The 17,430-nt window shown below is 49.0% G+C and carries 16 protein-coding genes; 9 read left to right on the top strand and 7 right to left on the bottom strand.

Annotated elements, in window-relative coordinates; genetic code table 11:
- Positions 1–18 precede the first annotated feature (18 nt).
- Complete coding sequence (locus AC3ISQ_RS02935) at positions 19–1,500, bottom strand: DUF1996 domain-containing protein (protein ID WP_489350486.1); 1,482 nt, start codon at positions 1,498–1,500, stop codon at positions 19–21.
- A 190-nt stretch (positions 1,501–1,690) separates the two neighbouring features.
- Positions 1,691–3,100 carry a glucuronate isomerase gene (uxaC, locus tag AC3ISQ_RS02930; protein ID WP_489350485.1) on the bottom strand — a complete coding sequence of 470 codons (1,410 nt, stop codon included), beginning with the start codon at positions 3,098–3,100 and terminating at the stop codon, positions 1,691–1,693.
- A gap of 341 nt (positions 3,101–3,441) precedes the next feature.
- Between uxaC and exuR the strand changes: the two genes are divergently transcribed.
- The 8 genes from exuR (at position 3,442) to AC3ISQ_RS02890 (ending at position 8,370) form a co-directional block, all read left to right on the top strand.
- The gene (exuR, locus tag AC3ISQ_RS02925) at positions 3,442–4,218 is read left to right on the top strand and encodes a transcriptional regulator ExuR (protein WP_489350484.1); all 777 of its coding nucleotides are present in this window, start codon (positions 3,442–3,444) and stop codon (positions 4,216–4,218) included.
- Positions 4,219–4,535: 317 nt separating this feature from the next.
- Entirely contained in the window at positions 4,536–5,210 is a 675-nt protein-coding gene (locus AC3ISQ_RS02920) for a DedA family protein (protein ID WP_489350483.1), read from the top strand.
- A complete protein-coding gene (mzrA, locus tag AC3ISQ_RS02915) occupies positions 5,210–5,581 on the top strand; it encodes an EnvZ/OmpR regulon moderator MzrA (protein ID WP_489353103.1) in 372 nt (123 codons plus the stop codon). The genes AC3ISQ_RS02920 and mzrA overlap by 1 nt, the downstream gene beginning before the upstream one ends.
- Positions 5,582–5,675: 94 nt before the next feature.
- The gene (locus AC3ISQ_RS02910) at positions 5,676–5,981 is read left to right on the top strand and encodes an ElaB/YgaM/YqjD family protein (RefSeq protein ID WP_489350482.1); all 306 of its coding nucleotides are present in this window, start codon (positions 5,676–5,678) and stop codon (positions 5,979–5,981) included.
- A complete protein-coding gene (locus tag AC3ISQ_RS02905) occupies positions 5,981–6,379 on the top strand; it encodes a phage holin family protein (protein WP_489350481.1) in 399 nt (132 codons plus the stop codon). Before AC3ISQ_RS02910 ends, AC3ISQ_RS02905 begins: the two co-directional genes overlap by 1 nt.
- A complete protein-coding gene (locus AC3ISQ_RS02900) occupies positions 6,376–6,660 on the top strand; it encodes a YqjK-like family protein (RefSeq protein WP_489350480.1) in 285 nt (94 codons plus the stop codon). The genes AC3ISQ_RS02905 and AC3ISQ_RS02900 overlap by 4 nt, the downstream gene beginning before the upstream one ends.
- Before the next feature lie 255 nt (positions 6,661–6,915).
- Entirely contained in the window at positions 6,916–7,311 is a 396-nt protein-coding gene (locus AC3ISQ_RS02895; protein ID WP_489353102.1) for a DoxX family protein, read from the top strand.
- Positions 7,312–7,383: 72 nt separating this feature from the next.
- Entirely contained in the window at positions 7,384–8,370 is a 987-nt protein-coding gene (locus AC3ISQ_RS02890) for a glutathione S-transferase family protein (protein WP_489350479.1), read from the top strand.
- 36 nt (positions 8,371–8,406) lie between these two features.
- On the opposite strand, the gene AC3ISQ_RS02885 is transcribed toward AC3ISQ_RS02890, so the two are convergent.
- Both AC3ISQ_RS02885 and AC3ISQ_RS02880 read right to left on the bottom strand, forming a co-directional pair.
- Positions 8,407–9,732, bottom strand: coding sequence for an IS4 family transposase (locus AC3ISQ_RS02885; RefSeq protein ID WP_489349961.1), 1,326 nt, complete (start codon positions 9,730–9,732; stop codon positions 8,407–8,409).
- 99 nt (positions 9,733–9,831) lie between these two features.
- On the bottom strand, positions 9,832–10,737 hold the full coding sequence (locus AC3ISQ_RS02880) for a LysR family transcriptional regulator (RefSeq protein WP_489350478.1): 906 nt from the start codon (positions 10,735–10,737) through the stop codon (positions 9,832–9,834).
- 107 nt (positions 10,738–10,844) lie between these two features.
- Between AC3ISQ_RS02880 and AC3ISQ_RS02875 the strand changes: the two genes are divergently transcribed.
- Complete coding sequence (locus AC3ISQ_RS02875) at positions 10,845–11,546, top strand: pirin family protein (RefSeq protein ID WP_489350477.1); 702 nt, start codon at positions 10,845–10,847, stop codon at positions 11,544–11,546.
- A 232-nt stretch (positions 11,547–11,778) separates the two neighbouring features.
- Here AC3ISQ_RS02875 and AC3ISQ_RS02870 read toward each other — a convergent pair whose 3' ends face one another.
- From AC3ISQ_RS02870 to tssM, 3 genes are read right to left on the bottom strand one after another with little or no spacing between them, the layout of a single operon-like run.
- On the bottom strand, positions 11,779–12,555 hold the full coding sequence (locus AC3ISQ_RS02870; protein WP_489350476.1) for a lipoprotein YafT: 777 nt from the start codon (positions 12,553–12,555) through the stop codon (positions 11,779–11,781).
- Positions 12,556–12,583: 28 nt separating this feature from the next.
- Positions 12,584–13,936, bottom strand: a complete 1,353-nt coding sequence (locus AC3ISQ_RS02865; protein WP_489350475.1) for a VasL domain-containing protein — start codon at positions 13,934–13,936, stop codon at positions 12,584–12,586.
- Positions 13,937–13,981: 45 nt separating this feature from the next.
- Complete coding sequence (tssM, locus tag AC3ISQ_RS02860; protein WP_489350474.1) at positions 13,982–17,401, bottom strand: type VI secretion system membrane subunit TssM; 3,420 nt, start codon at positions 17,399–17,401, stop codon at positions 13,982–13,984.
- Between the last annotated feature and the right edge of the window lie 29 nt (positions 17,402–17,430).

Genomic DNA, 17,430 nt, shown 5'->3' with positions numbered 1-17,430 from the left:
GGGGCATTTTTATTGCTATCAAGCTTTAATTTTTGGATCGACACCTAACAGATAAAGTACCGGTTTATTGGTCCCTTCTTTGCTGTCGAGACTGTAATTCACCGGAGTTGATCCTGATTGGAGTTTAACGCACACCGAGACTTCCTTTTCCCCCTTGTCTGCCGCCGCCTTAACTATGCTGGTAATGTTTATTGGACGGTAGATTGGCGTACCGTTAAAATTTGCATTGCCGCTCGGCGCACCACTACCGGTCACACAGGTTGGAGCATTATTATGGGTGATGCTGTTCTCATCCCATTGATTTTCCATACCATAAATATAAAGCAGGTTAGACGTCGTGTCGGTGGTGTTAACACCGTAAATTAACAAATGATAGGCCGGGTTATAATTGGCAGGAATTTTGTCGATCCCTTCAGGGATAGCAAAACGCATTACTGCATAACCTTCAGGTGTGTTTCCCTCCGCACGTTGTAATAACAACTTATCAGCAGTGCCGAAATTTTTATCCGCTTCTGCTCCGCCAACGACATAACTGTCAGCCAGCGCTGTGTTGTAGCTGTAGGCAATTTTGGTATCGCATTCACGAGCTGCATTAAGGCAGTATTTCGCCATGAAGTCCGCTGACGCTTCCCGCCAAGCGGCGAAGAAATCCCCGTGGGCGGTATACAGCGATCCCCAGTTTTCTTGCACAACTTTGCCGTGCTCGTCCAACGTCGGATCGAGTGAAAGTTGTACGTTTGTCAGATCGGTGATATTCCCCAACTTATAGGCGATGTTCATACTGATATGCGGAATACGTACCGGGTAGTCCACCGGGCAACTCCCATCCTTATTCGCATAGGCGACATTGTTATGACTCATCATACTCTCTAGAGTCATGTTCATCGCTTTACCATTTTGCATCATGCTGTTAATGGCCGGCTCCAGATTCTTACCATCCCAGCAGGTCGGGAAGCTCACACCGATATTAAATTGCGTCCCTGTTTTCGGGTCTGGCACGCAGTTGGTTGGAATAGTGCCCGTGTAATTACGCCCAGTACACAAGAAGGAAATGTTTGGGTTCGGCGCCGTCCCATTGTGGTTACCCGCCAATATCTGCAGCCCTGTCGGGAATGGCTGTACCGCGTAGCGCTTGCTACTGGGTACTGCAATGTTGTTGTAATAGGTTTTTTGGTACAGTGGGCGGACTACCGTACCATCAGGCAACCGCAGCGAAGGAGCCCAATAAGCCGTGCTATCCGCGACATTATTACAGGTCGTTTCATTTTGGGCTAATAGAGTATCTTTGTTGGAATGGGCATCAGTTTTCGTATTACCAAAAAAATCATGTGACATCGCTACACCGGCACGCTCGGGGTAGATAATCGGATCGTCCGGCAAAGTATGTGAATAATTACAGACGACGTTACCGGCACCATTAGTCAGAACGTCTTCTGCCTGAGCCAACGAACAAGTACTAAGTAGTGCCACTCCAGCAACCGAGAGGTAAAGCTTATTCATGCGTTATTCCTTAATGATAGAAGTTTGAACCCGAAGAAACATTTGTATTTCCTTATACCTCTATCAATTTAGGAGTAAATCCACCGCTCTGCTTTAAAATATTTTATGGGGTATTGTGAGAAATATTGAAGACTTCACATCGAATCATCGCTAAGCACCCTATTGGGATATAGGGTGCGAGGGCGTCGACCTACAATTCGATCGCGAAATACTGTTTGGCATTATCAAAGCAAATATTTTTTACCATCTCCCCTAACAACAGGATATCTGCTGGTGCTTCCCCCTCTTCCACCCAACGCCCCACCATCTGGCACAAAATACGGCGAAAATATTCATGGCGCGTGTAAGAAAGGAAACTACGGCTATCGGTCAGCATGCCAACAAAACGGCTGAGCAGACCGAGTTGCGCTAATTGCATCATCTGGCGCTGCATGCCGTCTTTTTGATCGTTAAACCACCAACCAGAACCAAACTGCATCTTGCCTGCTATCCCTTCACCTTGGAAATTACCTACCATGGTGCCAATCACTTCATTGTCGCGCGGGTTCAGGCAATAAAGGATGGTCTTTGGCAAGCCGCTATGTTTGGCTTGAGCGTCCAACAAACGTGATAGTGGCTGCGCTAACGGTTGATCGTTGATGGAATCAAAACCGATGTCAGGGCCAATAGTTTCAAACATCCGACGGTTATTATTACGCAATGCACCAATGTGATATTGCTGTACCCATTCACGGCGTTGATACTCTCCGCCGAGGAACAGCAGTACCGCGGTTCTGAATTGTGCGCTCTGTTCTGGCGTCGACATTTTTCCAGCCCGGCGCTGCATCAGAATGTTATCCAGTGTGGCTTCGTCGGCTTCACCGTAAGTCACTACATCCAAAGCGTGATCGGCAATCTTGCAGCCATGAGCGGCAAAATGGTCTAGACGTTTTTTCAATGCATCGCACAGTTCACTAAAGCGATTGATGGTGATATCAGCAGCGGCTTCCAATTTTGACAGGTAATCAGCAAAACCCTCGGAGTCGATATTGAACGCCTTATCAGGTCGCCAGCTGGGTAGCACTTTGATAGAGAAACTCGTGTCAGCAGCAATCGTCTTATGGTGGCGCAGATCGTCAATCGGGTCGTCGGTGGTGCCAACCATTTTGACATTCATCTGTTGCATGATACCGCGCGCCCGAAAATCATCCTGTGCCAATAGCTCATTACCACGCTGCCAAATCTGATTGGCGGTCGCTGGGGATAATAAAGTCCCGGTAATGCCAAACGGACGGCGCAATTCCAAATGTGTCCAATGATACAGTGGGTTACCAATGGTATGCGGCACCGTCGCCGCCCAAGCATCAAACTTCTCGCGATCGCTAGCATCACCCGTACACAAGCGCTCAGCAACGCCATTGGTACGCATTGCCCGCCATTTGTAGTGATCGCCTTTTAACCAGATATCATACAGATTGCTGAAACGCGTATTTTCGGCGATCTGCTCAGGCGGCAAGTGACAGTGATAATCAAATATTGGCTGATCTGCCGCATAGTCATGGTATAGACGGCGAGCAAACTCACTATCCAACAAAAAGTCTTCACTCAAAAACGTAACCATCTCGGTTCCTCACCTTATGCTACCAATTTCATTTTCATTCAATATTTAAAAGTTATCACACCAATTAAAGTGAGCGTCCAGCGCTATTTTTGGCTTTCACACCGCTATACCTCATGAGAACAGACTAAAAACGGCAGTACGTACTCATTTTTCAACTAAAAATGGTGACTGAGCTGAATAATGATTTTTGTGATATCGCTCAACCTTTAAATCTGTATGACAAGTTGTTATTTTCCTATCCTGATCAGTGACATTTGTCTTTATTACTGAGCTATGCCACTACTGGCGACACTCGTTGATAAGTGGTATAACAACACGCCCTTCCTACACGAGTATTCACTATGGAATTCACTGAAACCCGACGCTTATATCAACAGTTGGCTGCCGAACTTAAACAGCGTATTGAAGGCGGCGTTTATCTGGTGGGTGAAAAGCTCCCCGCCGAACGCTATATCGCCGAAGAGATGAATGTCAGCCGCACCGTGGTGCGTGAGGCGATCATCATGCTGGAAGTGGAAGGCTACGTCGAAGTGCGTAAAGGCTCAGGTATTCATGTGATTTCCAACCAGCAAAAGCACCTAGTGATCCCCAGCGAAGGCATGGAGTTCGCTACCGCTGGACCCTTCGAGTTATTGCAGGCTCGCCAACTGATCGAAAGTAACATTGCTGAATTTGCTGCCACCCAAGTCACCAAGCAAGATATCGTCCAATTGATGGAGATTCAGGAACAGGCACGCAAAGAGGAACGTTTCCGCGATTCGCAGTGGGATCTCAAATTCCACGTGCAGGTCGCGCTGGCAACCCAAAACAGCGCCATGGCGACCATCGTAGAAAAGATGTGGGTTCAACGGGTTAATAACCCTTATTGGATCAAACTGCATGAACACATTGATGACCGCTCGATAGCCAGTTGGTGTGACGATCACGATCAAATCCTCAAGGCGCTGATGCGTAAAGATCCCGCTGCCGCCAAACTAGCAATGTGGCAACATCTGGAAAATACTAAACAGATGCTGTTTAACGCTTCTACTGATGATTTCGAATATAATGCTGACCGTTATCTGTTTGCCGAAAACCCGGTGATCAACCTAAATGGAATGGCAATCAATAATAAATAAATCGCCAAAAGTCACCGAGTTATGTCAGGTAATGTAAAAACCGCTGAATCGATGCCTGAAACGCCATTTTGCCGTGTAGTATTTCACCGCTGACAGCGTAAATTTCCCTGTTTCCCAACCGGTGCTTTTGGTAGAGTTAGGCCTCTTTTTTTACCCTTGTTGAATTGCCATTCAAAACCGGTGTCGCGCTGACGAGAATCAACAACAAAGCAACGCCGTTTTATTATTATCAGCAACTTGGATCGCCCGAGCGCTTTCAGCCAATTAATGATCCCCTGCTGAGAGAAGAGCAACACAGACGTTTTTAGGAACACCTGATGGACATCATTAAACAATTGATCGATGCTTTATGGCAGCAGGATTTCGAGACCCTCGCCAACCCATCACTCGTGTGGACCCTCTACGGTATACTTTTCATAATCTTATTTTTAGAAAATGGCCTTTTACCCGCTGCGTTCCTACCCGGTGATAGCTTATTAATTCTGGTTGGCGTACTGATCGCCAAAGGCACTATGGGTTTCCCACTGACCGTTTTTATCCTCACCGTTGCCGCCAGCTTGGGGTGCTGGGTCAGTTACATACAGGGGAAATGGCTCGGGAATACACGAACCGTTCAGGGTTGGCTCTCACACCTGCCAGCCCATTACCACCAGCGCGCACATAATTTATTCCACCGTCACGGATTATCAGCCCTACTGGTGGGTCGCTTCTTAGCCTTCATCCGTACTTTGTTGCCAACCATCGCCGGGCTTTCAGGCCTGAGCAATGCTCGTTTCCAATTCTTTAACTGGATGAGCGGCTTGCTGTGGGTGCTGATTCTGACTTCGTTGGGTTTTGCACTGGGTAAAACACCGGTATTCCGTAAGTACGAAGACCAACTCATGTTCTGCCTGATGCTGTTACCACTGGTGTTATTGGTGGCCGGTCTGGTGGGCTCTTTGATTGTGCTCTGGCGTAAGAAACGCTCGGGCAATCAAAGGAATGGGACGTGATAAGTCAGCGTCCGCGCTGGCAGTATGTTTTGATGATAGCGCTGGCTCTGCTGGCGCTCGTTACATTATTAGTGCCCTGCATGGTACAAACCGAAAGCGAATTACGCATCCACACTACCCAGCAAGGGCTGTCATTGCCAGATGGTTTCTTCGTTTATCAACGTCTTGATGAACGTGGTATTCGCATCAAAAGCATCACGCCAGAGCGTAATAGCTTGGTGATCCGCTTAGATTCTCCCGAGCAACAATTGCTGGCACGCGAAGCGCTGCAAACCATTCTCCCCCCTGGTTACACCGTTGCACTCAGCGAAGTCCCCACGCCAACGCATTGGGTACGTGAATTTGCCCGTGCACCGTTAAATCTCGGCTAATCTCAACAAGAAAGCAGATCCTGTCTCTTTGCCTGACCGAAGAAATCCGTTATGGTGAAAAGTCCCCGCAGTTAAAAGTTAAGGAATTATCGAAATGGCAAATGATTCAAATGCAGAAAATTTACGCGCTGAACTGAAAGCCCTCGCCGATACGCTGGAAGAAGTACTGAATACTTCCACCGACAAACCAAAAGCTGAGGTGGAGAAACTGCGCTCCAAAGCCGAAAGTGCGCTGAAAGAGTCTCGTGCACGCCTGAGCGAGGCTGGTGACAAAATCGCGACTCAGACCAAGCAAGTCGCCAGCCAAGCTGATGAGTATGTACGTGGTAATCCGTGGGCTGGCGTCGGTATCGGCGCGGCAGTCGGTGTGGTGTTAGGTGTGTTGCTGGCGCGTCGCTAATGACTGAACAGCCACAACGTGCACAGGGCCCCGCTAAAGGGGTCCTGGATATCGGTCAACGCATACTGACCATTCTGGTCAGTATGGTGGAAACCCGTGTGCGTCTGGTCGCAGTTGAGTTGGAAGAAGAGAAAGCCAATCTTGTCCAACTGTTACTGATGGCTGGCATCACCTTGTTGTTCACCGCTTTCGGCCTGATGAGCCTGTTGATTTTGATCTTCTGGGCTATCGATCCGGCTTATCGCTTAATCGCTCTCGCCACCACCACCGCCGTATTGCTGCTACTGGCAATTATTGGCGTCATCTGGACGGTAGCGAAAGCACGCCGCTCAACTTTCCTCGGTTCAACACGCCAACAGCTAGCGATTGACCGCTCTGAGTTGGAAGATAAAGCATGAGCCAGCAAAATCGGATGCAGCGCAAAGAACAACTGATTCGGCAGATCCAGCAACAACGCTTGGATCTGGCTGAAAGCAAAGTGCTGTGGTTAGAAAAAACCGAACGAATCGATCAGGGCTGGCAGACGGTTTATAACTTGCGTAAATACCTGCTGATCGGTTCTAGTGTGATGGCACTGTACGGGGCTCGTCATCCAAGTAAACTCATCCGTTGGTCACGTCGCGCCTTTAGCGTATGGGGAACCATTAGATTGATTCGTAAGACTTTCTACTCCAAGTAACCGCCCTCTTTTTACTTCAATTCTTCCGTAGCATTACCCCTCAATTTTCTTTAGTTGTTATCAAGATCCGCTGGTGTTCATCACAACGTTTTGATTCCTAGTCATTTGTTAGCAAACTGCGAATTCAAATTTTTTGAAGAAAAACGACAATTTTACTTGCTAACAATCAACGCGACTCACCGTTAACATTCACTCCATCAACAAGACATCGGCAGAACAACGCTGCCACTGAATAAATCACTTTTGGAGTTAATGATGAAAAAATTAGAAGATGCTGGTTTGCTGGTTGCTCGTATTCTGATGCCAATCCTGTTCATCGTCGCAGGTTACGGCAAAATGGGTGATGCTTATGCTGGCACCCAACAATACATGCAAGCCATGGGCGTCCCGGGCTTCTTATTGCCGCTGACCATTCTGTTGGAGTTTGGCGGTGGCTTGGCAATTCTGTTCGGTTTCCTGACTCGTACTACCGCGCTGTTCACTGCGGGCTTCACCATCCTGACAGCATTGTTGTTCCACACTAACTTTGCAGAAGGCGTGAACCAACTGATGTTCATGAAAAACTTCACCATCGCAGGCGGTTTCATTCTGTTAGCGATTACCGGGCCGGGTGCTTTCAGCATCGACCGCGCACTGAACAAGAAATGGTAAGTTAAATTCCTGAGGGTTGGGCGTAACAGCCTGACTCTGTTTTTTTTACCTAAAACTTAGATGAGGGAAACCATGGGACAACTAGTCGATGGCATTTGGCAGGACATCTGGTACGACACTAAATCCACTGGTGGCCGCTTCCAACGTTCAGCCGCACAGTTCCGTAATTGGGTGACCGCCGATGGTCAACCCGGTGAATACGGCAAAGGTGGCTTTAAAGCCGAGTCAGATCGTTATCATCTGTACGTCTCACTGGCTTGCCCTTGGGCACATCGCACTCTTTTGATGCGTAAATTGAAAGGGTTAGAGCAGATTATCCCTGTTTCCGTGGTTAACCCGTTGATGTTTGAGAACGGTTGGACGTTCGATACCGATTTCCCCGCCGCAACGGGTGATCCGCTGTACCATGCCGATTATCTCTATCAACTTTACCTACGTGCCGATCCACACTACAGCGGTCGCGTTACTGTTCCGGTACTGTGGGATAAACGGCAGCAAACCATCGTCAGTAACGAATCTGCCGATATTATTCGCATGTTCAACAGCGAGTTTGATCAAGTGGGTGCCTTGGCCGGGGATTATTACCCACAAGCATTACAGGTAGAAATCGATACTCTGAATAGTTGGATTTACGATCAGGTTAACAACGGGGTCTATAAAGCCGGTTTTGCCACCAGCCAAGTCGCTTATGACGAAGCCGTCGGTACCCTATTTGGCGCACTGGATCGGTTAGAAGAAATCTTCAGCCAACAACGTTATCTGACAGGTAAACAACTGACTGAAGCCGATCTACGTTTGTGGACCACACTAATACGTTTCGATCCAGTGTATGTGACACATTTTAAATGTGATCTACGCCGTATCAGCGATTACCCTAACCTGTACGGTTTCCTGCGCGACATTTATCAAATGCCGGGGATCGCAGAAACAGTCGACGTGGCGCATATCCGTAACCATTACTACCGCAGCCATACTGGTATCAATCCGCATGGGATTATCTCGATTGGCCCGGAGCAGGATCTGACCGCGCCACACGGACGCGATCAGCAATTCAGTTAAACAACAGCCCCGTTCGATAAAGCTAATGCCGTTCACTTAAGCCTCACGTGACTTATAGCTGAACGGATATTTAGGTGGAATATAAAGCACTGAACGAGAATATCGTCGGTGCTTTCTTTTTTCCGGAAGAATAAACGCTTTTACATTTTCCCTCATTCCTTTCAGATGATTAGGGATATTCCCTGCGGCACCTTTACCACTCACCCGAGCCTGTGACACCAGAATGTTTAACGCAGCGACAAAGCTTATTCGTGTCGGTATGACCCCGGCTTCCCCGGCAATATCTACCATTTCTTTTCTCAGCAGATTGTAGGAGATCAGTATCCCCCATAATTCTTGCTTTACGCCCTCTGGAAAGCGGCTCCTCAGGGTGACTTCCCCTTTCAGTTGTCGCCGTTTCAGTTCGCCATAACCCAGTTCAATTTCCCAGCGCTCCCAATAAATACGCAATAAATCTTCTACCGGATAGGCCGCAGGATCGGTCATGGACGTGAGAAATCCGGTGATCTTTCCTTTACCGCCGCCGCTGACATAGCTCACCATTCTTGCCCGCCAGACATCCGGTAGATGCGGAGCCGCCTTACGTGCCTGTGGAGAAACCGGCATCTCAATTAGCATGTCGTAATCGCTGTATCGTTCGATGACCTGATAGCGAAGCTTGCTTTTTACGGGCGTCAGCCAGTGAGTACAGCGTCCCGCCTGTTGCCATTCGATGAAAAAAGCGGCGCTGAAATAGCACCGGTCAAACAGTGTCAGAGTATGGTCTGGAGCAGAAGAAATCAGACGATGAGCCAGCGTTAACTCGCCTTCGGCTACGCCTCCGAACGCGGCATCCAGCAACATATGAGAGTGGGTTGCCATCAGTGCGACCATACGTACTTGAGGGAATGTGCCCGCGGAGGGGTCAATAAAACCAAAAGCCGCTGCGTTATCCGGTGAGTCCGGTGTGCGAAAAAGCGTCCCATCAACACTCAACACACGGAGTCCATGGAAAGTAGCCGGTCCGAGAGCAGCAGGCTGCCATGCTTCATTGCAGGCATGAAAAAGATAGCGAAGCGGTGCTTCCCCCAGTCGTTGGCGTGCAGCGGTTAACACACTGGGTGCGAGGCTTTGGTAGGTGTCATCGGGTTGAAGAACGATATCCAGATGGTGACAGACGTCCTTGATGGATAAGTCTCGCAACAACCCCATCATAAGGATGAGCCATACGGCCTGTTCAGCAGGCAGGCGACGTCTGCGAATACTGGCTTTCTGGCAGGCGGTCAGCGCTTGGTGTATCCAAGCGGGGTCAAGCGAGCGTGAAAAAGCATCCAGCTCAGAAGAAAAAGCATCGACGACAAAATCCATATCATGTTCAGACATAAAAAATCCGGGAGCAGAGGGCTGATCCCGGATTGTCTCTTACTGGTAGGATCGTTCAAGTACTCTTAAACGATCGGCATTACGTTCGATAAAGCGGGGTTATTGTCTTTCCGTTTGAGCAAACAGACGTGGGATCTCACGCAGGAACCAAGCTTTAGCTTCCCCCATGCTGTCACGTCGCCAAGCCATGATAATTTCGACTTCTCGGCTGTATTCCGGCCCGACAACGCGCAGCCGCCCTTCTTCAATGTCTTTTTCCACCATCGGATACGGCATGGTAGCGACACCGAGCCCCGCCAACAATGCACGGCGTTTATCTTCTATGGTACTCACCGTCAGACGTTGTTGTTTATCCAACAGTTGCACCGTCAATACTGGGCGCTCGCGGGCAGTATCCGCCACGGCAATGCCGCGATACTTCACTCGCGTAGTCTCAGAAAGCGGTTCTGGCTCCAGATGGATGGGGTGCTCTGGCGCAGCGACGTACACGCTCATGACTTTATATAGTTTGCGAGTGTTAATTTCTGACGAAGCGCGAAAATGCATATCTGGCGCAATCACGATATCGGCGCGCCCTTGCTCCAAGCGCTCCCAGGCACCAGCTAATACCTCAGTAAAAATAGAGACCTGCGTGTTGGCTTTCAGCGCTAATTTATCGATCAACGGGAACAGTTTACTCGGCGGTGAAAGTGCTTCACTGACGATAGTCAGGTGAGTTTCCCAGCCTCGAGCCAACGCTTCTGCATCGGTGGTCAGCTTATCTGCCGCTTCCAGCAGTACACGACCGCGTTCTAGTAACATACGCCCGACATTGGTGAACTTGGTGCGATGGCCTGAACGATCGAACAACACCACATCCAGTTCTTCTTCTAATTTTTGCATGGTGTAACTGAGTGCCGAGGGCACGCGCCCCAGTTCATCCGCTGCCGCAGCAAAGCTACCACGACGGTCGATGGCATCCATTACCCTCAATGCCTCAAGCGTTAACGCCCGATCTCTGGCCATAAGCTCTCTCTGTCAGGAAATTTGAATATGCCGACCAGATTAACTGGCTAACAATCCGGCGTCCAGATGCTTACCATTTAGAGAATGAAATTAGAGAGCCAATTGCCATGATCACATGCAGAGCAGCACAACAATGCGGGCAAGCCGACTTTGGTTGGTTACAGGCTCGCTACACTTTTTCCTTTGGGCATTATTTCGATCCCAAGCTGATGGGCTACGCCTCATTGCGGGTACTGAATCAAGAAGTATTGGCTCCAGGAGCCGCGTTTCAGCCGCGTACCTATCCACCCGTGGATATTCTCAATCTGATCCTGCAGGGCGAAGCGGAATACCGCGACAGTGACGGTAATAGCGTGCGCGCCAAAGCCGGTGATGTCTTGCTGTTGGGTACTCAAGCCGGCTTAAGTTACAGCGAACAGAATCTGAGCAATGAGACACCACTAACCCGATTGCAACTGTGGCTGGATGCCTGCCCTGAGCGTAATAATGAGGCCGTTCAACGGTTAGTACTGCCACAAGAACCTCATACTTTGCTGGCCTCACCCGACGGTACACAAGGTAGTCTGCAATTGCGCCAGCAGGTATGGATTCATCATTTGGATTTGCAAGCAGGTGAACAACAAACGCTGACGCTGCATGGCCCACGCGCCTATTTGCAATCGATCCACGGCACCATTGATGCCACTGGCGAACACCATGAAAGTCAACGCCTGACCTGCGGCGACGGTGCGTTTATTCGTGAGGAAAACAGTCTGACGATTCGCGCCGAAACACCACTGCGCGCGTTGTTGATTGATTTGCCCGTGTAATCAAATCTCCTTGTTTCAGAAATGCGGCGACTCACTGCAAAGAATAATCGTGGAGCACGAAGCGAGGCAGGGCGAAGCCGCTGCATAATACAAGCTGGATCAACCTCTAGGTCATTCGTGTTAACGGCGGTTTCGCTTAAATTTCCACATGGTGCGGATAACATTGCTATCCGCCATCAAGAAATCATCATGCAACAAGTCGTGCTTCAATAAAAACACGCTTGCAATATGATTAGTAACTCGCAGCGCTAAAACGCTCAGCAAAGTTTTTACTCGCCAGTACGCTAGCCGCTTTCTTGATTTCAAGAATCTGCATAAATCGATCCTGGCCAGAAGGCACAATTTCCGTTTCACCATTGGGGGGGATATACATCACCCACATACCAGTTTTAACATCCACCGCCGCAAACCGGATGCTATAGCGCAAATATTTTGCCTCCTTCAGAGTACTGTCATCACTACCTTCGCGGTAGGGCAACCAAATGATATCTATGTTGTTTTTTCTGGACAACCCCATCTCCACATCTCCCCAGTAGACAATTATCTTGTCCAACCGAGCCTTGGCTGAGGCCAAGCGCAGCGATTTAATGTAGTTCGGCTGTGGGAGCAGCGTCTGCTCTTCATCTTTGCGAGCAACAGGTACGCGGGGTTTAGTCGGCGATAATCCGGAGTAGACTGAAACACTATAATATTGGCTCATTTCCTGCTGCATCGTGGCGTCAGGCACGTTAGTTCCGGACTGAACTAACACAATGGATGTATTGCGCGGAATGGTAAATTGATGCTGGCTAGCGTCGATAACCACCTGCTGAATATCCTCTTCGGTCACTTCGGCAAGCGGATCAATATCTAACACTTCCTGTTCGGTTAACTGGTTTTTACCGGATAGTTGCGCAGCTCTGGATTTGAACTCTGATCCTGAGTTACCGCAGCCGTTGAGCATTGCGCTTGAAATAAGCAGTAATGATAACAGCGTGACTGAGCCCCAGCGCTTAAATGATTGCATCATGTCGTCCCTTTATATAAAAGCGTCTTTGTTACTGTTTTCCATCGGTTATTAACGCGTGGTAGCGGCTTAGCAGGCCATTAATACGCTGTTCAATATGCTCGAGTTGTATGGCATCCCGCTCTGTGGCGTCAGCTTGCATGAGGATCAGGCTCTCAACAGGGAGGTGACTGTCATTTAGCTGACGCTGAATCGTATTGAGTCCCGCGAGCAGCCGCACATCGGAGAGCGTCGAACCCCGCACTTGTGCCTGATTAACCTGCCGGATTAGCGCCGAGACCTGTTGCTGCAACACTAGCCAAGACTCAGCAGAGTTCTGCACGGCTCTTTGCTGCGCCAGACGCTGCTGCCACCGCTGGTCCATCGCCGCCACTTTTTTAGAGTCGGGCCAAAGTTGGGCCATCAACGCTGTCAGGTTATCACCATAGAAATAACTGGCCACCGGCGATGCCTGGCTGAGTTGCGTCAGTTGCTGCTGAAATACCTGAAAATCGGGCTGCCTTTGCCAGAAAGGTATGGCATGTAGCTGACTGGCATACTCGACAATCTCTTGTGAAGAGAGTGGTGAAAAGAGTTGTGGTTCCATCAGCGCACGGTTCGGCTGCTGGAAGAGCACCACAGCCGTTAGAAAAACTAGCGCGCTAGTCCCCACCCCCATAAAAAAACCATGCCACGCGCTTAATCGTGGAATCAACTTTTCCGGCAACGGTGCGATTACCAGCGGAGGTATCTCAGGAACCGGTAGCGCAGCAGTGACAACCGGCGCTTCGGCGACGACGAGCGCCTCAACGGGCTGCAGTTTCAGTTCAGCTGGTTGTTCAACCACTCTGGTCTGCCGCGTTCTTTTTCGCTCATTGATAATATTGGTTGCCGCTCGCTTTTCCAGCGTTTCCCGAGTGTGGTGAACAAAGTTATAGAGGTCGATAATCGCAGGCTCTTTTTTTAACAATAGTGCCTTCACTCCGTCAGCAATGGTGTGCAACGGTTGTTCCAGCTCAATCAACAGTGGAATGTGCTGTGTGGTATAGGCAAACGTGCGCACGTCATCGCTTATCCGGTTTGCAAGCCAGTTAAGCATCTCGATACGCGCAGTCTCACCTTCGGGCCACAACTGCTGCCAATGCCGAGTGATTAAAACAGCAAGTAACTCGCAGCCCTCCTTAACGGCTGATAATCCCTTCAATTTAGTCTGGGCAAAAATAAAATAATTAACCGTTTGCAGATCCATACCATTCCTGCTGAATAACTCCTTCGCGCACGTAACAATCAGTAGGAAATCGACCTCAGGGGCTGCAGGATGGTTAAGCTTGTTAATCTCATTACGTATCTCAGAAAACTCAAGATAGTTGCGTGGGTCGCCGCCAATATGGATATCCTTGTGCATCTTTTCTCTCCAGAGAAGGCCGGACAATGCCGGCCACACGGTACTTTAATAAAGGGTTTCTGGCAGAGAGAACTGGCTAAACAACCCACCAGCAAACGGGTTGTCAGATTCATCGACAAAAATACGGTAGATGATGTAGCCATTATCAATGTCGTAACGCACGTCAAAGGAGTTATTGTCGACATTGGTTAACTTGCCTGAATTAATCATCCGTAATAATCCCCACGCATTGTTATAACTGAGAGCACGGTTGCTGCGATCGCTACCAATTAGTGTCAGCTTGCTCTCGACGTTATCACGCATTGAGTTTGGCCAAATCAGGCGTACAGGAACGCTGGTAGCGTGACGATACTCCACTAACTGCCCATCGAGATTCAGCACGCCGCGCCGACGGTTACCAGACATATTGATAGGTTGTATTGAGAACTGAATACCCAACCCACTTTGCTTTTTAAAGAAGACACGGCGGATCTTCTCGGCAACATCAAGCTGCCGAATAACCTGAGGATTAATCAGCGGCTCGCCAGTACCATTTATCTCCGGGGCATTATCAATAAACACTTTGAGGTTCTTTTGATAGAAGGTATCCAGCGTGCCGTCATAGCCAAAGAAGCGCTCAAAATCACTGAGTGGCACGTCCTGTTTTGCACCAGCCGCAAACGGATAGCGGTGCGCAAATGTCTGTTGATACGGCGTTACGATTTTGTCATTCCATTCCACTTCCAACGATCTGATCGCTTCAATCATGATCGCATCCCACACTTCAGTCGCTAGCTCGTTTACCCAGCGCCCAAGGGGTTCTGGCAGTGATTTGGCCTGCTGCTGTACTTCAAACACAGGGTCACTGTCGTTGTTACTTAAACGAAGCTGAACCGCTTGTAACGCTGAACGTCCTGGCGACGGTGAGTTCTGAATAGCCATCAAATAGCGGTGCAGTTCAGTAATTTTGGTACTGATGTTACCTAGAGCGCTTAGCTGATCTTTATCCTCAATGGTGACGCTATTCTCTTTGGTGAACTGATGGCTCAGATAGTTAAGTAGTCGATAATCCTGACTTTGTGAGGTCGTACTGGTGCTAAGCAGCTTAGAACCTTCGCCAATCGCCGAGGCCTTCGGCGTAGTGTTTTCACGCAGTAACCCCATAATGCGTTTAAAGACATATTCACCACTAGTGATTTGCTCTAAACCCGTAATAGCATCCGGGATGCTCTCGAATTTGCGAATATGAATATTGTTGTAGCCGTGGTGCCAAGTGGTGACATAGTCATTCAGGTATAACGAAGTAATTTGCTTTTGGATCTCTTCCCGATCGGCTTTGCTGTAATGCACGTCTTTAGTGATATCCAGCACCCAACTGTCAAGCGAGGTGTAATCGATCAACGACTCATCCTGGAGAACAAAGAAATTACTCAGCCCGGCTCGGGTTAACAACTGCGGGATTTTTAACGATGCTTCATCATCAGCAGTAAATACCGAATCAAAACTGGCTCCGACCTGATTACGAATATTGAGATCGTTTGGCAAGGCAGATTTTGCCTGCCCCTGCAATCCCTGATAGACACGGCGGTAAATAGAGAGTTGGCGCAGATCAACCTGCGCATCCTGAATTGATTGCGCATAAGGCAGATAGCTGTCGATAGCGAGGCGGTTCTTATTCTCGCGCTCCGCCTTCCATTGGATATTATCCAGCGCGTAAGAGAGATGATTTTCGAGCTGCATCTGTACATCATTTTGCCCTTTAAATTCCTCGCTCCAACGCCCCATCATATAGTCCATCACCAGGGTTTTATCGCGCCCACTCTCATCCTCAATCATGCGCATGATACGCAAGGTTTTAAGCTTACTGTCACTCCCCTCTTTTTCGCTGCTAAGCTGCCGCTCCAGCCCGTTCATGATCGCAGGCAGAAAACGCTGTAGCAAAAGTTTGCGATAGGTTGACTCGACATAAGGCCCAATTTTCGCCCCTTGATAGAGCCCCATATCGGAGAAGAAGCTACGGTGCGTGTAATCCCCATAGGCAAACGCAGCCTGACTGACCGGATTCAATAGCGGAAGCTGTAGCGCTCCCAAGTAATCCTTCTGGTGCGGCAATTCAATTTCGACATACTGTTTGGCTTTGGCTAAAACGACTTCGCCCGATTTCAAATTATCGCTATAGAAGTATTGCCAACCGAGCACCATTACCGCCGTAATCCCGGCAGCACTGGTTCCCCAGCGCAGCAAACGCTGGCGACTTTCACTACGATAGCGTTCATTCTTACTGGCGATTTGCGGCTCTTCAAACAGCAAATTATTTAATAGCTCGTGGGTGAAATAGGTGTGTGAGAGAGGTGTTTGCCAGCTCGGGTAGATCTGTTCCGGCAAGTTGTATTGCGATGCCGCAGATTTAACAAACAGATCTTCCATCTGTCCTTTCTGTACCGAAGAGGTCAGGTAGACACCGCGTAATAGTAACGGCTGCTCCAACGAGAATAATCCATTGTTGATAAACGCATGGATATAGTCGCGGATGCCGTTGATTTGGCGAATAAAGGTAAATACCTGGCTGCGCTGGCTGATATCGACGTTGTTAGCCATCATTCCGGCGAGCGCACTATTAAGCTGCGAAAGCCACTGCTGCCAGAAGCCATCGAGTGCTGCCTCCCAATCCCGGTTTCCAAGCGGAAATGTGATGCCTAGAATCGCTTCACGCTGGGTTTTATCCAGCGCCTGAAACATCGCCCCAAAACCGTAGAGCAGATCCAGTTTTGTGAACACCACATAGACAGGTAAACGGGTAGAGAGAGATTGGCTTATTTCGCCGAGCCGAGATTTGATCGCGGCAATATGGTTCTCTTTTTCCGTCTTATTAAAGGTACAGAGCTGAAACAGATCCACCGTCAATACAATACCGTTGAGTGGCTGAACCGGACGTACCGCCACCAACCACGATAGGGTATTTTTCCATAGTCGTTCATAGAGCGTGGGCATACTGAGATCAGTTGGCTGATCCAGCAATACACCGTCGGCTTCAATAATAACGGCTTTATCGTTCATCCAGCAGTGAACCAACTGCTGCTGCTCCGGCGTATAGAGATCGTTGAGTTTATACCCCTCTTTCAGCAGCGTTGATTTCCCACTCTCCCTGCTACCAATCACCAGATACCATGGCAGTTGATACAGATAGTTTTTGACCGTCAATTGTTTTTGCAGGTTAATGAGCCAGCGGTCGAAATAGCGCTGCTGAATTCCCACTTCCAGTTGAAGTGGATCTTTGACTTCCTGCCTGACCTGTTTGTGCGTGGTCTGTAGACGTCTGTTAGTAAAAAAGAGGCGTAATACGAAGGCTGTCATCGCCCCTAATAGGGTAATCAGCGTAATAAGCCAGCGGCGTTCGGTGGGAGAAAACGGTTTCATCTCCATTATTTCGACGTTGTCGCCGTAATTCCACATCCAAAACATAAACAGCAGCCAGATAGCTGTCATGACATAAAGCCGAGCTTTTTTTACCGGGA

Source organism: Serratia sp. KH_031, assembly GCF_057839655.1.
The sequence above is the reverse complement of the archived record's forward strand: the minus strand, read 5'-3'. Positions and strand labels throughout refer to the sequence as shown.

Bases quoted from the DNA above. Each gene is read 5' to 3' on its own strand.
- AC3ISQ_RS02935 (WP_489350486.1), bottom strand. From the start codon at position 1,500: ATGAATAAGCTTTACCTCTCGGTTGCTGGAGTGGCACTACTTAGTACT.
- uxaC (WP_489350485.1), bottom strand. From the start codon at position 3,100: ATGGTTACGTTTTTGAGTGAAGACTTTTTGTTGGATAGTGAGTTTGCT.
- exuR (WP_489350484.1), top strand. From the start codon at position 3,442: ATGGAATTCACTGAAACCCGACGCTTATATCAACAGTTGGCTGCCGAA.
- AC3ISQ_RS02920 (WP_489350483.1), top strand. From the start codon at position 4,536: ATGGACATCATTAAACAATTGATCGATGCTTTATGGCAGCAGGATTTC.
- AC3ISQ_RS02910 (WP_489350482.1), top strand. From the start codon at position 5,676: ATGGCAAATGATTCAAATGCAGAAAATTTACGCGCTGAACTGAAAGCC.
- AC3ISQ_RS02905 (WP_489350481.1), top strand. From the start codon at position 5,981: ATGACTGAACAGCCACAACGTGCACAGGGCCCCGCTAAAGGGGTCCTG.
- AC3ISQ_RS02900 (WP_489350480.1), top strand. From the start codon at position 6,376: ATGAGCCAGCAAAATCGGATGCAGCGCAAAGAACAACTGATTCGGCAG.
- AC3ISQ_RS02895 (WP_489353102.1), top strand. From the start codon at position 6,916: ATGAAAAAATTAGAAGATGCTGGTTTGCTGGTTGCTCGTATTCTGATG.
- AC3ISQ_RS02890 (WP_489350479.1), top strand. From the start codon at position 7,384: ATGGGACAACTAGTCGATGGCATTTGGCAGGACATCTGGTACGACACT.
- AC3ISQ_RS02885 (WP_489349961.1), bottom strand. From the start codon at position 9,732: ATGTCTGAACATGATATGGATTTTGTCGTCGATGCTTTTTCTTCTGAG.
- AC3ISQ_RS02880 (WP_489350478.1), bottom strand. From the start codon at position 10,737: ATGGCCAGAGATCGGGCGTTAACGCTTGAGGCATTGAGGGTAATGGAT.
- AC3ISQ_RS02875 (WP_489350477.1), top strand. From the start codon at position 10,845: ATGATCACATGCAGAGCAGCACAACAATGCGGGCAAGCCGACTTTGGT.
- AC3ISQ_RS02870 (WP_489350476.1), bottom strand. From the start codon at position 12,555: ATGATGCAATCATTTAAGCGCTGGGGCTCAGTCACGCTGTTATCATTA.
- AC3ISQ_RS02865 (WP_489350475.1), bottom strand. From the start codon at position 13,936: ATGCACAAGGATATCCATATTGGCGGCGACCCACGCAACTATCTTGAG.
- tssM (WP_489350474.1), bottom strand. From the start codon at position 17,401: ATGACAGCTATCTGGCTGCTGTTTATGTTTTGGATGTGGAATTACGGC.